Below are 13,429 nucleotides of genomic sequence, written 5' to 3'. Positions count from 1 at the left end.
GCCGGATCAATCGTTATTTCCCGCGACAATCCCCATCACCGCCATGCGCACGGCGATGCCGAACGTCACCTGATTCAGAATCACGGATTGCGGACCGTCGGCCACCTGCGAATCGATTTCGACGCCGCGATTCATCGGGCCCGGGTGCATCACGATTGCATCGGGCTTGGCGAGCGCGAGCCGCTCGGGCGTCAGGCCCCAGCTCTTGAAATACTCCTGCGCCGAAGGCAGGAGCGCGCCGCTCATCCGCTCGTTCTGCAGACGCAGCATGATGATCACGTCGACGTCCTTCAGCCCTTCGTCGAGGTTGTGGAACACTCGCACACCCATTTGTTCGAGGCCGCCCGGCAGCAGCGTACGCGGGCCGATCGCGCGCACTTCGGGCACGCCGAGTGTGGTCAGCGCGTGAATGTCGGAGCGCGCGACGCGCGAATGCAGAATGTCGCCGACAATCGCCACACGCAGATTCGTGAAGTCCTTCTTGTAGTGGCGGATCGTGTACATGTCGAGCAGACCCTGAGTGGGATGCGCATGACGGCCGTCGCCGGCATTGATCACGTGCACGTGCGGTGCGCAGTGCTGGGCAATCAGATACGGCGCGCCGCTCGACGCATGACGCACGACGAACATGTCGGCGTGCATCGCCGACAGATTGTTGATCGTGTCGAGCAGCGATTCGCCCTTGCTCGTGGACGAAGCGTTGATGTTCAGATTCAGCACGTCGGCCGACAAACGTGTCGCGGCAATTTCAAATGTGGTGCGTGTGCGCGTCGAATTCTCGAAGAACAGATTGAAGACCGACTTGCCGCGCAGGAGCGGGACCTTCTTGACCTCGCGATCCGTCACGCTGACGAACTGGCTCGCCGTGTCGAGGATGTGGTTGACGATCGCCTTCGGCAAACCTTCAATCGATAACAGATGCTTGAGCTCCCCGTTTTTCGTGAGCTGCGGGTTGCCCCTCAGGAAGCCGTAGCGGAAGCGCTCGGTGGCGCTATCGACTTGGTCGTGAGAGGCCTGGTTCGCGGTGTTCATGAGTTACCTGCTGGAGATACGGACTTCAACGTGTGTGCGGCGGGCTGCGAGTCGCGGTGCGTGCGCATTCGCGCCCGATGCCGTGCTCAATCGGCGCGGGCTTCGGTGTGAAAGGTGAAACGCGGCTGGCCTGCGCTGCTCTCGTCGCGCGCGAGCACCAGCGTCGCGTCCGCGGGCACATCCACCACGCCGCCGACAAAGCGTGCCGCTACCGGCAACTCGCGCCCGCCGCGATCGGCGAGCACCGCCAGTTCGACCGCCGCCGGGCGGCCGTAGTCGTAGAGTTCATTGAGCGCTGCGCGGATCGTGCGGCCGGTGTACAGCACGTCGTCGACCAGCACGATGCGGCGGCCGTCGACGGAAAACGGCAGCGATGTCGGACTCGCCTGCGAATGCAGACCTTTCTTCGCGTAGTCGTCCCGATGCAGTGCGACATTCACGACGCCGAAACTCGGGAGCTTCAGATCATGCGCGAGCCGTTCGGCGAGCCACGCACCGCCGCTGTAAATGCCGGCGAGCACGGCGCCCTCGGCACCGTTTTGCGCCGCATCGAACTCGTCGCCGTAGGCGGCGCGAATCTGGTCGAGCAGCGCGCGATAAAGCGCTTCGGCGTCAATGGAACTCATGATTGTCGGAAAGTCCGTCTAGATATTGCTGAAGGATGATGCTGGCGGCTTCGGCGTCGAGCATGTCGGCACGGCCCTTGCCCTCGCGGATACCCGACTTTGCCTCGACCGACGAATAACGCTCGTCGATCCACGTGACGGGCAAATTGAAGCGGCCGTTCAACTGGTTTCCAAAGCGCTTGGCGAGTTGCGTCATTTCGTGCGGCGTGCCGTCCGGATGCATTGGCAAGCCGACGACGAGCGCGTCCGGCTTCCATTCGGCGATCAGTTTGCCGACCTCCGCGAAGCGAAATTCGCGGCTGCGATTCTGCACGATGACGAGCGGCCGCGCGCTCTTCGTCAGCGAATTGCCGACCGCCACGCCGATGCGCTTTTCACCGTAGTCGAACGCAAGCAGCGTCGCCTCACGTCCGGCCGGCAGGCTCATGCGGCGCCCCTCATGCGTGCCCGGCCTCGCCCGACAGCATGGACAGCGAAATGCCGAGCAGCGCCAGCGCGGCTTCGAGACGCTCTTCGGCCGGCACGTCGAACACGATTTTCGGATCGGCCTCGACCGTCAGCCAGCCGTTTTTCGAAATCTCTTCTTCGAGCTGACCCGCGCCCCAGCCGGCATGACCGAGCGTGAGCAGGAAACGTTCGGGCCCGGTGCCGCTGGCAACCGCCTCAAGCACGTCTTTTGACGTGGTCATCTCAAGACCGCCGGGCACCGACATGGACGACGTATAAGTGTTGCCGTCTTTCGGGTCGTGCAGCACGAAGCCGCGCTCGGTTTGCACCGGGCCGCCGAAATACACGGGAACATGAAGGAGAGGCTCGATTTCGAGCTTGAGGTCGATGCGACTGAAGAGCGCTTCCAGGTCGATATCGGTCGGCCGGTTGATCACGAGGCCGAGCGCGCCGCGCTCACTGTGATCGCAAAGGTAGACCACCGTTCCTGAAAACGTCGGATCGGCCATGTTGGGCATGGCGATCAGGAACTGGTTGGTCAGATTGATGCGATCGGTACTCTTGGACATAGTTCGGATTTTAGCAAAGACGGTGCAGGATGGCGGGCTTTGAGCGTGGATTGGCGACGCGAGTCATGGAGCGTGCCGCAAGCCATCGACGGCGATTCATGTTGCACTCTATCACGCACGCGGGCCTTGCCACGGTGCAGCTTGGGCCTGCGCGCTTGACTGCCTGGTAGCCCGCCTGGTTGCCTGCTTCGTTGCCTGCGTAGTTGCGTACCTCATGCGCTCGCTGCGCGGCCCGGGCGCACGTGACGCCCGTTACGCGCCGCCCTGCTCGATCGCCCGCGTAAGCGCGCTCAGCGCCGCGCCGCTGGCCGGCGGCGCCACGCCCGCCGCCACCTTGTGCAGCGTGGCGCGCAATGCCTCGGCCGCGCCTTCCAGCGCACTGGCCGCGGGCGCGTCGACGATCACATGCGCACGCACCGCAGGCGTCGACACGCCGGCATGAGCGCGACGGCGCCAGGCGAGCCCCAGCGCATCGGCCAGCAGCGCGACATGGCCGAGACCGAGCGCGCAAGCTGCGGACCCGAGTCGGTACGCGGCGTCGCCCGCCTGGAGCGCTTCGCTCGGATCGGCCCTCTCAGGCTGATCCGCGGCGCGCGCATGTTCGGCGAGCGCGGAGATGGCCGCGTCGGCCGTCTGCAGAAAATCTTCGTACGCATGCGTGTTCACGCTCAGCACGCCCAGTTCGCGTGTCATGGAAGTGCGTGCGCTGAATGACTGCGCCTCCACGGCTCCGGCTTCCCAAAGCATTTCCGATGCCTGCGTGCCTGCCACGTGCCAATCGACCGTCAAGCCGTAATCGTGCAGCACCTCGACCTGGTCGGCATCTTCAGCGGCGGCGCCAAACAGTGCGTAATCGCGCCACAGCAGCGCGAGGGTAGCTCGCACCAGCGAGCGCTGCGCGCGCTCGATGCCGCGCGCATGGTCGGCTAGCGCGAGATTGCAGCGCGCGTAAAAACGCCGCGCGTCGGGCTCACCCGCCGCGCGTCCGCTGACCCGCAATGCACGGGCGCAGGCCTTGGCAAGACGCCAGAAGTCATAGGGATCGGGACCGGCGAGTTCGGTGAACACCGCGTCGAGTTCGTCGAGCGCGGCGTTGGTGGCCGCTCGCGCCGCCACGCTGCCGGTATCCGGCTGCGAGCGCAGCACCGGGAGCAGCGCGCGTTCATAGCGCGCACGCAGATGAGCCAGCTGCTCGGCCGACTGTGCATGAAACGAAACGGGCGGCACGGGCCGCGCGGTCAGCGCGAGGTCTTCGAAAGCCACCGGAGAAGCAGTTGGGTGTTCGCCGAGATCGGCACACAACTCGCGGTAATGACAAAAGAGCGTGGGCGAACAGGCGAGCTCGCGCAGATTGTGACGCTCGAGCGCCGCACGGAAGTCGCGCAGCGCGGCGCCAAACGCCGGCCGCACGTTATCGGCCTCGGCCGGATCGCCCGCGGCCAGCGGCGAAAGACGCACGAGCGCGTCGGCGAAACGCGTGGCACTCAGCCAGCCCGCGCTGCGCAGTGCGTGCGAGGCGCGCACCAGCGCGGTGGTGCAGCCGGTGTGCTGCTCGAACGCCAGCAGCGCTTCGGCTAGCGCAAGTTCCGCCGGGCGAACAGCGCCGCCGCGCGGGTTGGGCAATGCGTCGAAGGAAACAGGTGCTGCGGATCGAAGAGTCATGAGTTGGCGACGGAAAGTCGGCGGGCCGCCGATGGGCGCCGCGCGCAGACTGAGCGCCTAACGCGCGGACCGGCAACTGAACAATGACAAATGCGCGATGACTTCTGCACAGTGACACATGCAGAACGACCAATGCGCCATGACAGACTACGCAACGTCAACCTGCGGTTGGGACACGGCCAGCACGAGGACGTTCCGCCGCCATGCCACACCCCGGCGGGGCGACGCCGGCCGCCGTTCGACTTCAGATCTGGACCATCTCGAAGTCTTCCTTGCGCGCGCCGCACTCGGGGCACGTCCAGTTGATGGGAACGTCTTCCCAGCGCGTGCCCGGCGCAATGCCCTCGTCCGGCAAACCGGCTTCTTCGTCGTAAATCCAGCCGCAAATCAGGCACATCCAGCTTTGATATTCCATTCTTGTATCGCGTCGTGAAGTCCGTGGAAACAGGAGCCATGATGGTACCGTGTTGCCGCCCCAATGCCTAGCAATCGCAAAACGCCCAGTCCCTTTGCGCAACGACCTTCGGCAATGCTGGATGGGAAAAGTGCCGCTGCGTGCGACGTCGCGCCACGGGTTAGCCCGGAAGCCGGGAACGAAGCCACCCGCGATGCGAAAAAACGCCCCTGCGCCGTTTTAGGACGCATAATTGAGCCGCTTGCGCACTCACCGCGCCAAAAATACTGCTCCTCGTACATCTTCATGCCCAGCGACACGCCTCCGATCGTCCTCACCTTCGGCCTCTCCGATCCTACCGGCGGCTCTGGCCTGCAAGCCGACCTGATGACACTTGCCAGCATGGGCTGTCATGGCGTCTCCGTGCTTACCGGCTATACCGTGCGCGACTCGGCGAGCTGCGACGAAGTCAACGGGCTCGACCCAGAGGTTGTAGCGACCCAGGCGCGCATGCTGCTCGAGGACATGCCGATTGCAGCGTTCAAGGTGGGCGCCTGCACGCGCGCCGAGGTAGTGAGCGCGATCGCCGAAGTAGTGGCCGATTACGACGACATTCCACTAATTCTTGCCCCCGACTTCACACTCGACGACGAGCACGTCCTCGCCGCCGATGAACTGCGTGAAGCCATTGCCGACCTGCTCGCGCCGCAAACCACCTTGCTGGTTGCCGACTCAGCCACCCTGCTCGCGCTCGCTCAGCCAGACGGCGACGCCGAAGCACCGAGCCTCGACGCCGCGATCTCGCATCTGCTGTCGCAGGGCTGCGAATACATTCTGTCGACGGAAACTGGCACGCACCGGCTGGTCAATACGCTTTTCAGCGAAGACGGCCAGTTGCGCCAGGACATGTGGGATCGCGGCAGTCACCGCATCATGGGCCTGACGGATACGCTCGGCTCGGCCATCGCGGCACTCCTCGCCAATGGCCAGGAACCGGCCGAGGCCGTGCGCGAGGCTCAGGAGTATCTGTACCAGGCGGTGCGCGCCGCGTTCCGACCGGGCATGGGCGCGTATATGCCGGACCGGTTCTTCTGGGCTCGTAGCAGCGACGAGGAGGCGCCGCCGGCTAGCGCAAACGATGCCGCGCCTGGGGAAGCCCGGCACTGACCTCATTTCGACGTCAGTCGCGCGTCGCGGCGAACGTTCAGAGAACCTTATTCGCGTAATCAAACGTTACAACGCCGGGACAACGCGCGGGCTACACTTCCAACTCGCAATTCGTTATATCGTTATATGTTTGCACCCACGTTTTTCGTCCACCCGCTCAAGAGCGGGAAACCGACGGTGATCTCGTACTTCGACTTCAACAAAGGTAAAGACCAATTCGTCGTCTTCGAATGGGACGGAGAAGGTTGGGTTAGGCGCCCCGCCAGGCTACTCGAAACAGGCATCTGCGGCGGCCACCAGCCGTACGGCCTCCATAGAAGCCTGAAGACCCCACCCGCCTATTGCACCATGCGTGGTCCTCTCGCGCGGCGCCAGTGTGTCGGCGACGGAAGCGCTCGTGCGGCGCGGCGCGCTCTCCCTTGACGAGTGGGTGAGCGAATGACTGGGCGGCAGGAATGTCTTTATGCAGAATGCTGAGCGGGCATTCGACGCCCGACAAGCTCAGTCTCGAGATTGCGACAGCCAACTTGCGGCATCACTGCAGTACGGTGGGTATTTGCGAAAACATGAGCGAATTTCTACTCCGGCTTTGTGCAAAGACCGGATTGAAATTGCCGTTTTACTTTGAGACGAACACGACGAGCGGCTAGTCGAAAAACACTGGGCAGCTGAGCGAAAGCGCGAGACAGAAATTCTGTCCAAGACAACAGCCTCAATTACGCGATTTTCGAGCATGCAAGCGCGCAGATGAAAGCGATGCGCACAGGCCCGGCAGCGTCATTGCGAAAGCTTGAACTGGTCAAGGTGATCCAGGCAGAGATCAATCGGTTTGAGAATTCGAATCTGCATAAGTCGGTGGTGTTCGGCTTCGACGAAGCGTTTCTCGCGAAGGTGCATGGCGTGATCGGCCGCTTTACCCTCGCGCCGATCGACGAATATTGCGGCTCGCATACAGCGAAACGCAAACGATTGCGGACATGTACGACGGATTTGTCGACTCGGTGCGCGACGGCATTGTCTCCGGCTGGGCGGTGAACCTCAGTCATCCGGAACAAAAGGTATCGCTCGAGGTGCGGATCGGCAACGAAGTCATTGCTCGCGGCTCGAGCGGTGGCGATAGGCCGGACGGCGCCCAAGCGGGCTATCCGAGCGCCTACGCCGGCTTTTCCATCGCTTTACCGCCAGGCGCGGCCGACGGATTCCGCCTCGCCCTCGCCGATTCGGCGGAACGGCGGCACAACGCCGGCGTATGGCGCCAAGGTTGGCACTGCGTTTAAGTTTTGAGGAGTAAGAATGGAGCAACCCTGCGGCCCCGTACAACGCTTCCACGGCACCATCAAGCTCGCGGACAGAATGCGGATTCTCCGCCAAAGGCCGGTCACCATCTGGCTCACCGGCCTCTCGGGAGCAGGCAAGTCGACCATTGCGTTCGAACTCGAACGGCAACTCGTTTCGCAAGGCCAGGCCTGCTACGTACTCGACGGCGACAACATCCGCCACGGTTTGGGCAGCGACCTCGACTTCAGCCAGCAGGGCCGCCACGAAAACATCCGCCGCGTCGCACACGTCGCCAAGTTGATGAACGACGCAGGCCTCATCGTTATTACCGCACTCATCTCGCCGATGCGGGCCGACCGGGCGATGGCGCGCGATATCGTGGGCGCCGGCAATTTCATTGAGACTTACCTGTCGGCACCATTCGCAACATGTGCGCGACGCGACCCCAAAGGTCTCTATGCTAAGGCGCTGGCCGGCGAGATTGCGTCGTTCACCGGCGTATCAGCGCCCTACGAAGTACCGCTCGATCCGGATATCACGATCGACACCGCAACGTTGACGCCGGCCGAAAGCGTAGCGGGCATCTCCCGGCACTTGCGCGAGCACTGCCTGGCGCAGCCGGCATAGTCGTAAGACGCTGAACGCCTTCCCTCTCCCATAAACGCCGAACCAAAGAAAAAACCCGCATTTCTGCGGGTTTTTTCTTTGGCAAGCGCACCTCGCGGCGCGCTTTTCCATGGGCTCCCGATCGAACCTCTGTGCGAGGCGCAACCGGCGAGCGGACATGAAATTACATGTCCATGCCCATGCCGCCCATGCCGCCGGGCATGCCGCCAGGCATCGGTGCGTCTTCCTTCGGCAGTTCGCAAACAGCTGCGTCGGTCGTCAGCAGGAGACCTGCCACCGATGCTGCGTTTTGCAGTGCAGTGCGCGTGACCTTCGTCGGGTCCACGACACCAGCGTCAACCAGGTCGACGTACTCGCCGGTTGCTGCGTTGTAGCCATAGTTGCCCTGGCCAGCAGCGACTGCCGCCACCACGACGCTGGCTTCTTCGCCGCCGTTCGTGACGATCTGGCGCAGCGGCTCTTCCATTGCGCGCAGGACGATCTTGATACCTGCGTCCTGATCGGCGTTAGCGCCCTTCAGGCCGGCGATCGCCGTACGTGCGCGGATCAGCGCAACGCCGCCGCCAGCAACGATGCCTTCTTCCACAGCTGCGCGCGTTGCGTGCAGTGCATCTTCGACACGTGCCTTCTTTTCCTTCATTTCGACTTCGGTCGCAGCGCCAACCTTGATCACTGCAACGCCGCCTGCCAGCTTGGCAACGCGCTCTTGCAGCTTTTCACGGTCGTAGTCCGACGTAGCTTCTTCGATTTGCGTGCGGACTTGCTTGACACGCGCTTCGATGTTTGCAGCTTCGCCAGCGCCGTCGATGATCGTCGTGTTTTCCTTGCCCACTTCGATGCGCTTCGCCTGGCCCAGTTCTGCCAGCGTTGCCTTTTCGAGCGTCAGGCCGGTTTCTTCAGCGATGACCTGGCCGCCGGTCAGGATCGCGATGTCTTCCAGCATGGCCTTACGGCGATCGCCGAAGCCCGGAGCCTTCACGGCAACCGTCTTCAGAATGCCGCGGATGTTGTTCACCACCAGCGTTGCCAGTGCTTCGCCTTCGACGTCTTCTGCGATGATCAGCAGCGGACGGCCAGCCTTGGCGACTTGTTCCAGAACCGGCAGCAGATCGCGGATGTTCGAGACCTTCTTGTCGTGCAGCAGCACGAACGGGTTCTCGAGCACGGCAACTTGCTTGTCCGGGTTGTTGATGAAGTACGGCGACAGGTAGCCGCGGTCGAATTGCATACCTTCGACGACGTCCAGCTCGTCTTGCAGCGACTTGCCGTCTTCGACGGTGATGACGCCTTCCTTGCCGACCTTGTCCATTGCTTCAGCGATACGATCGCCGATCGACGAGTCGCTGTTTGCCGAAATCGCGCCGACTTGTGCGATTTCCTTGTTCGTCGTGCACGGCTTGCTGATCTTGCGCAGTTCTTCGATCGCGGCGCCCACGGCCTTGTCGATACCGCGCTTCAGGTCCATCGGGTTCATGCCCGATGCAACGTACTTCATGCCTTCGCGGACGATCGACTGAGCCAGAACCGTTGCGGTCGTGGTGCCGTCACCTGCGTTGTCGCTGGTCTTGGAAGCCACTTCCTTGACCATTTGCGCGCCCATGTTCTGGAGCTTGTCTTTCAGTTCGATCTCTTTTGCGACCGACACACCGTCCTTGGTGACCGTCGGGCCGCCGAAGCTGCGTTCCAGGACAACGTTGCGGCCCTTCGGACCCAGCGTGACCTTCACAGCGTTCGCGAGGATGTTCACGCCTTCGACCATCTTGGCACGGGCGGAATCACCGAATACGACGTCTTTAGCTGCCATCTTCTAACTCCTTGAATTCTTGGGATATAACCGGGGAAGTAGCGGCTTGCGCTTACTTGTTCACCACGGCCATGATGTCTTCTTCGCGCATCACGAGCAGTTCGTTGCCGTCGACCTTTACGGTCTGGCCTGCGTACTTGCCGAACAGGACGCGGTCACCAACCTTCACGTCGAGGGCGATCTGTGCGCCCTTGTCGTCACGCTTGCCCGGGCCGACTGCCAGGATTTCGCCCTGATCCGGCTTTTCTGCTGCGGCTTCGGGGATCACGATGCCCGACGCGGTCTTGGTTTCTTGATCCAGACGCTTGACGATCACGCGATCATGCAAAGGACGAAGGTTCATACATACTCCTCTCTTGATTGAGACTGAAGAACGCTTGGAAAACCCGGCTGGCCGAGCCAACCGGCGAAGTTGTTAGCACTCTCGTGCAGCGAGTGCTAATTATATGGACGGCTGGTGACAAATTCAAGAAGGGATGTGGGGACAGTTGATGTCGAGATTCACTCAACTTCGAACTTCGTTCACTTAAGTTTGAACTCTCAATGCACTCGGCCTACCGAATCAGCCGATAACTTTCCAAAAAAACAATGCCTTAGAGTCGAATCTGTTATTCGCCGCGTCGTACGCACAGTCCCATGTAACGCCCAATCTGACGACGCTGGGTCGCGCTCGCTGGGCAATCTCCCCAGCCTAGGTAAAACCCTCACCCTAGCGCCAGGCGCAGGATGCTCGGGCTGTTGATGCGCGTCGCGCCTCGGCGCACGAATGGGGATGGCACCTTTCGAGGAAGACAGCGAGGCGACGGCACTGCGACGAGTTGGCCTTCGCGGCACGCCGCTCAAAGACGGACGTAGTAGCAAAAGAATCACCAAGGTTCTGGAGCGCGATCTCGAAGAAGAACTTCAGGCCGGTGATCGCCGCATTGAGCGACACCGGCGACACGCCGTGGTCGACCAGGTGCAACTGGTAGCGTCGCAGGTCCTCGACGGTGGCGGTATCGGGCGAGCGCCCGGGAAACCGGGTGAACTCGCGCACGATGCGCAGATAACTGGCCTGCGTCTTCGGTGCGAGCTGCCGCATGCGCATGTCGTCGGTCATGCGCTGACGTAGCGCACTGACAGGCTGGAGGGTGTGAGTCATGACTCTGCTCCCGTTGAACGACGAGGCGGATTGCCTCGCCTTTCAAAATGAAAACAGAGTCGCTTTCCTCTCCATTGCTGTTACCGCCGATCGAAGCCCATGCCGCGCGAGGGGTTTACTCCAACGAAGTTTAACGGCCGGCCAGTCGGCGTGGCTACCATTCCGTTGCGCGGCATGAAGGATGCGGCCACTCGGCATTTTCATGCCATGAAACCCAATGCCGAAGGGTGAGCGGCATTGACATCACCGGCATACCGGGGAGGTTTCCGGCGGTTGGAGTGTGCCGGCGTCCCGGCCGTCATGTTGCACGGGGAAAATGGCGAGCGCCGCGTTCCTGCACCGCCATTTTTATTCACGCGATGGTAGATGCCGCTCTTCAGAAGTCGTGTCGAATCGAGAAGGTTGCGCCGCGCTCATGCGCGTGATTGAGGTTCAGAAGCGGATTGGCCCTGAAGCTCCAGTCGTCGTCACCGCTTGCGGCAGTGGGCGGAACGCTCTGCGGATCGGACGGAAGGCCGAAGCCAAAGGGGGGCAAGGGTGAATGGGCGGCTTGAGCGCCGTCGAGCGGGGCCAGGTAAGGGTTGCCCGGCGCATTCCCATAACGGAAGCGCTGTTTGCCTTGCACGATATTGTTGATATTGGGCGGCCCGTAAGCCACAGCACTCCATTGCATCGCATTCTGGACCACATAGCGGCGTACGTGGCGAAACAGCGTGTAGGCCGGTGATGCAGCGACGGGATACGAATAGAAAAGAACTGACGTCGAATAATGCGTTTGGGATGGAATGTGGACGGGACGTTTGGCGAAGGACATCGCGCTGTTCACAAGCAATAGCGCGCCGGCAGTCCACAGAACTGGACTGCGGCGCGCAATCAATCCGACCTTGCCAACGATGTAGTCGATCACGCTACCGGCCACCCGTCGGCGGAAAGTGCTCGCCTTCCACGCACGTGACTTCGAATTCGGGGCCACCACCACCCTCCTTCACGACCTTGTAGATACCGGACGACTTCACCGTCTCGCCGGGCTTATGCTGGTCTGCCATACGACCTCCTTTTCTTTGTTGGCAACGGACTTGAAGAATGTCTGCACCCGGATATGGCGTGTACGTAGAACTGCGCGGCATTTCCACTCGCCGGCGCGCACGCGCACTTGCCGCATGCATTGCGAAATCAGCCGTCCACCAGCCTCGCGCGCGTGAGCGGATCTGCCTCGTCGCCGCAGTGCTTTCGAAGCGCCGCTTTGAATAGCGCACTGTCTTGCGCGGCGCCGGCAAACAGCGTCATCGATGAGCAGAATTTGAGATTGTCCGGATAGCCGAAGATTTCATCGAGCGTCTTGCCTTCAATGTCGTTGACGATCGCCGTGCACTCCCGCAGACGGGGGCCGAGCACGGGATGATCGAGATAGTCGCGCACCTCATCACGCCCGGATATCGCGTAGCGCTGCGCTGTCGGGCTACTGCCGATCCCCTTGATCTGCGGAAAGATGAACCGCATCCAGTGGCTGCGCTTGTCGCCGGCGCGCAGTTCGTCGGTCACTCGCCCATACACCGGCTGCTGCGCGTCCACGAACCGTTGTAGATCGTATCGGTCGCGCATAGCGAAGCCCTCCTTCCGTCAACTTCCCATTCAGCCTGCGACGTCACTGCTACCCGGGCTCGCGGCAGCTCGAAAACTGTCGGACATAAGGTTGACTGCGGTGGCGCCGGGCATGTCGCCGACGGCACTGGTTTTCTCAACGCGCGCGACAACATGTTCTGGGCCGAGCGATTTTCCGCAAGCGGGGCAAGCGGGCTTTACATCGGCGAATATCGGGTCGAGGCCTTCGTAATCGCCAGCGTGCGAAAGGCTCCTTACGAAGTTGAAGTGCCATGCTGGCACCGCATTTTCGTCTGCGCTTTCCACGATGCAGCCCCGATGTCCGCACGGGCACAACAGGTTGAATATCGTATGTCTTTTCACGATGCATCCCCATGGTCCAACACCGTGAAAGACGAGCATGGTTAGTGCCTGCTTCCCTATGATGCAGCGCTTCGAGAGGACGCAACCAGGCAGTGCGCTCCTTCCTGCGGCCTCATCGACTCCTCGCGTCCATGGCGACGCGCGTCGCATCGCCGCAGTGATGCCGTGCCGGATCTGCCAGTACCCCTGCCAAGGGTCCACCTTGAGGGAACGCTGCCGCTGAATGGCTTTTTGCATGGTCCACTCGTCACCGCGACTTACCTCTTTCAGTTCGTCCCACGAAACCGGCATCGATACCCCATCCCCGACCGGGCGCGTAAAGAGAACGCAGCGACAGTGCTCGCGCCGCGCCTATTGCGCAGGTAGTCGATGAAAATCTTTCCGACGCGGTTCTTAGGCCCGAGCACAGCAGAAAACCTTTGCGGAACGCGACGCGCGCCATGTGCGGTGGTACCGCGTGCGCGAAGGCTTTGGTCTCGTCCCACCCTTGGCGGCAGGTCAACGGCACAACGACGCGAAAGCCCTTCCCGCCGCTCGTCTTGGGAAAAGAGCGCAGGCCAATCTCGTCCAGCACGACCTTTAGAAGCTCCGCGGCTTCGAGCATGGCAGTAAAGGGCGAGGGTGAAAAGGCGAAAAGACTCCGTCAGGCTCACGTCGAAGCAACGCGCCTGCTTACGATGGCTGAGCAGGCGGAAGCTGAAGGTGACCACGAAGCTC

At 62.0% G+C, this 13,429-nt stretch carries 17 protein-coding genes and 2 pseudogenes; 4 read left to right on the top strand and 15 right to left on the bottom strand.

All coding sequences use genetic code 11. From position 1 onward, the window contains the following. Window positions 1–6: 6 nt before the first annotated feature. The 6 genes from OH764_RS03030 to OH764_RS03005 form a co-directional block, all read right to left on the bottom strand. Window positions 7–1,032 (bottom strand): aspartate carbamoyltransferase catalytic subunit, encoded by a 1,026-nt coding sequence (locus OH764_RS03030; RefSeq protein WP_440785403.1) that lies wholly within the window; start codon window positions 1,030–1,032, stop codon window positions 7–9. A gap of 86 nt (window positions 1,033–1,118) precedes the next feature. Beyond that, window positions 1,119–1,658 carry a bifunctional pyr operon transcriptional regulator/uracil phosphoribosyltransferase gene (gene pyrR, locus OH764_RS03025; protein WP_498847974.1) on the bottom strand — a complete coding sequence of 180 codons (540 nt, stop codon included), beginning with the start codon at window positions 1,656–1,658 and terminating at the stop codon, window positions 1,119–1,121. Continuing rightward, the gene (gene ruvX, locus OH764_RS03020) at window positions 1,645–2,085 is read right to left on the bottom strand and encodes a Holliday junction resolvase RuvX (RefSeq protein ID WP_020069823.1); all 441 of its coding nucleotides are present in this window, start codon (window positions 2,083–2,085) and stop codon (window positions 1,645–1,647) included. The genes pyrR and ruvX overlap by 14 nt, the downstream gene beginning before the upstream one ends. Window positions 2,086–2,095: 10 nt before the next feature. Beyond that, a complete protein-coding gene (locus OH764_RS03015; RefSeq protein WP_020069822.1) occupies window positions 2,096–2,674 on the bottom strand; it encodes a YqgE/AlgH family protein in 579 nt (192 codons plus the stop codon). Window positions 2,675–2,926: 252 nt separating this feature from the next. Beyond that, complete coding sequence (locus tag OH764_RS03010; protein ID WP_440785401.1) at window positions 2,927–4,336, bottom strand: FimL-related protein; 1,410 nt, start codon at window positions 4,334–4,336, stop codon at window positions 2,927–2,929. A gap of 244 nt (window positions 4,337–4,580) precedes the next feature. Continuing rightward, window positions 4,581–4,751, bottom strand: a complete 171-nt coding sequence (locus tag OH764_RS03005) for a rubredoxin (RefSeq protein ID WP_006047743.1) — start codon at window positions 4,749–4,751, stop codon at window positions 4,581–4,583. A gap of 285 nt (window positions 4,752–5,036) precedes the next feature. Here OH764_RS03005 and OH764_RS03000 point away from each other — a divergent pair, with 285 nt between their 5' ends. The 4 genes from OH764_RS03000 to cysC all read left to right on the top strand — a co-directional run bounded on the left by OH764_RS03000 (window position 5,037) and on the right by cysC (window position 7,802). Next, window positions 5,037–5,897: a hydroxymethylpyrimidine/phosphomethylpyrimidine kinase gene (locus OH764_RS03000; RefSeq protein ID WP_498847973.1), complete on the top strand. Its 861-nt coding sequence runs from the start codon at window positions 5,037–5,039 to the stop codon at window positions 5,895–5,897. Window positions 5,898–6,677: 780 nt separating this feature from the next. Then, entirely contained in the window at window positions 6,678–6,932 is a 255-nt protein-coding gene (locus OH764_RS02995; RefSeq protein WP_498847972.1) for a hypothetical protein, read from the top strand. Continuing rightward, window positions 6,875–7,174 (top strand): hypothetical protein, encoded by a 300-nt coding sequence (locus OH764_RS02990; RefSeq protein WP_440785399.1) that lies wholly within the window; start codon window positions 6,875–6,877, stop codon window positions 7,172–7,174. The genes OH764_RS02995 and OH764_RS02990 overlap by 58 nt, the downstream gene beginning before the upstream one ends. A gap of 16 nt (window positions 7,175–7,190) precedes the next feature. Further along, window positions 7,191–7,802, top strand: a complete 612-nt coding sequence (gene cysC / locus OH764_RS02985) for an adenylyl-sulfate kinase (protein WP_440785398.1) — start codon at window positions 7,191–7,193, stop codon at window positions 7,800–7,802. Between the two features lie 163 nt (window positions 7,803–7,965). On the opposite strand, the gene groL is transcribed toward cysC, so the two are convergent. The 9 genes and pseudogenes from groL to OH764_RS02940 all read right to left on the bottom strand — a co-directional run. Next, window positions 7,966–9,606, bottom strand: coding sequence for a chaperonin GroEL (gene groL / locus OH764_RS02980; RefSeq protein WP_020069817.1), 1,641 nt, complete (start codon window positions 9,604–9,606; stop codon window positions 7,966–7,968). Between the two features lie 52 nt (window positions 9,607–9,658). After that, entirely contained in the window at window positions 9,659–9,949 is a 291-nt protein-coding gene (groES, locus tag OH764_RS02975) for a co-chaperone GroES (RefSeq protein WP_006047749.1), read from the bottom strand. Window positions 9,950–10,486: 537 nt separating this feature from the next. Then, a pseudogene (locus OH764_RS02970) lies at window positions 10,487–10,747 on the bottom strand (site-specific integrase); the annotation flags it as partial. 376 nt (window positions 10,748–11,123) lie between these two features. Next, window positions 11,124–11,654 (bottom strand): hypothetical protein, encoded by a 531-nt coding sequence (locus OH764_RS02965; protein WP_408170203.1) that lies wholly within the window; start codon window positions 11,652–11,654, stop codon window positions 11,124–11,126. Between the two features lies 1 nt (window position 11,655). Then, window positions 11,656–11,793 carry a hypothetical protein gene (locus tag OH764_RS02960; RefSeq protein ID WP_288830404.1) on the bottom strand — a complete coding sequence of 46 codons (138 nt, stop codon included), beginning with the start codon at window positions 11,791–11,793 and terminating at the stop codon, window positions 11,656–11,658. A gap of 127 nt (window positions 11,794–11,920) precedes the next feature. After that, window positions 11,921–12,349: a DUF1810 domain-containing protein gene (locus OH764_RS02955; RefSeq protein ID WP_498847971.1), complete on the bottom strand. Its 429-nt coding sequence runs from the start codon at window positions 12,347–12,349 to the stop codon at window positions 11,921–11,923. A 30-nt stretch (window positions 12,350–12,379) separates the two neighbouring features. Then, window positions 12,380–12,949, bottom strand: coding sequence for a hypothetical protein (locus OH764_RS02950; protein ID WP_408421625.1), 570 nt, complete (start codon window positions 12,947–12,949; stop codon window positions 12,380–12,382). Between the two features lie 29 nt (window positions 12,950–12,978). Next, window positions 12,979–13,119, bottom strand: coding sequence for a non-homologous end-joining DNA ligase LigD (ligD, locus tag OH764_RS02945; protein WP_408201332.1), 141 nt, complete (start codon window positions 13,117–13,119; stop codon window positions 12,979–12,981). A 116-nt stretch (window positions 13,120–13,235) separates the two neighbouring features. After that, window positions 13,236–13,316: pseudogene (locus OH764_RS02940) on the bottom strand (hypothetical protein); the annotation flags it as partial. Window positions 13,317–13,429: the final 113 nt, after the last annotated feature.

Source organism: Burkholderia sp. M6-3 (genome assembly GCF_050858985.1).
In the GTDB taxonomy this organism is placed as follows: Bacteria; Pseudomonadota; Gammaproteobacteria; order Burkholderiales; family Burkholderiaceae; genus Paraburkholderia; species Paraburkholderia caledonica.
This window is presented reverse-complemented; position numbering and strand designations above follow the sequence as displayed.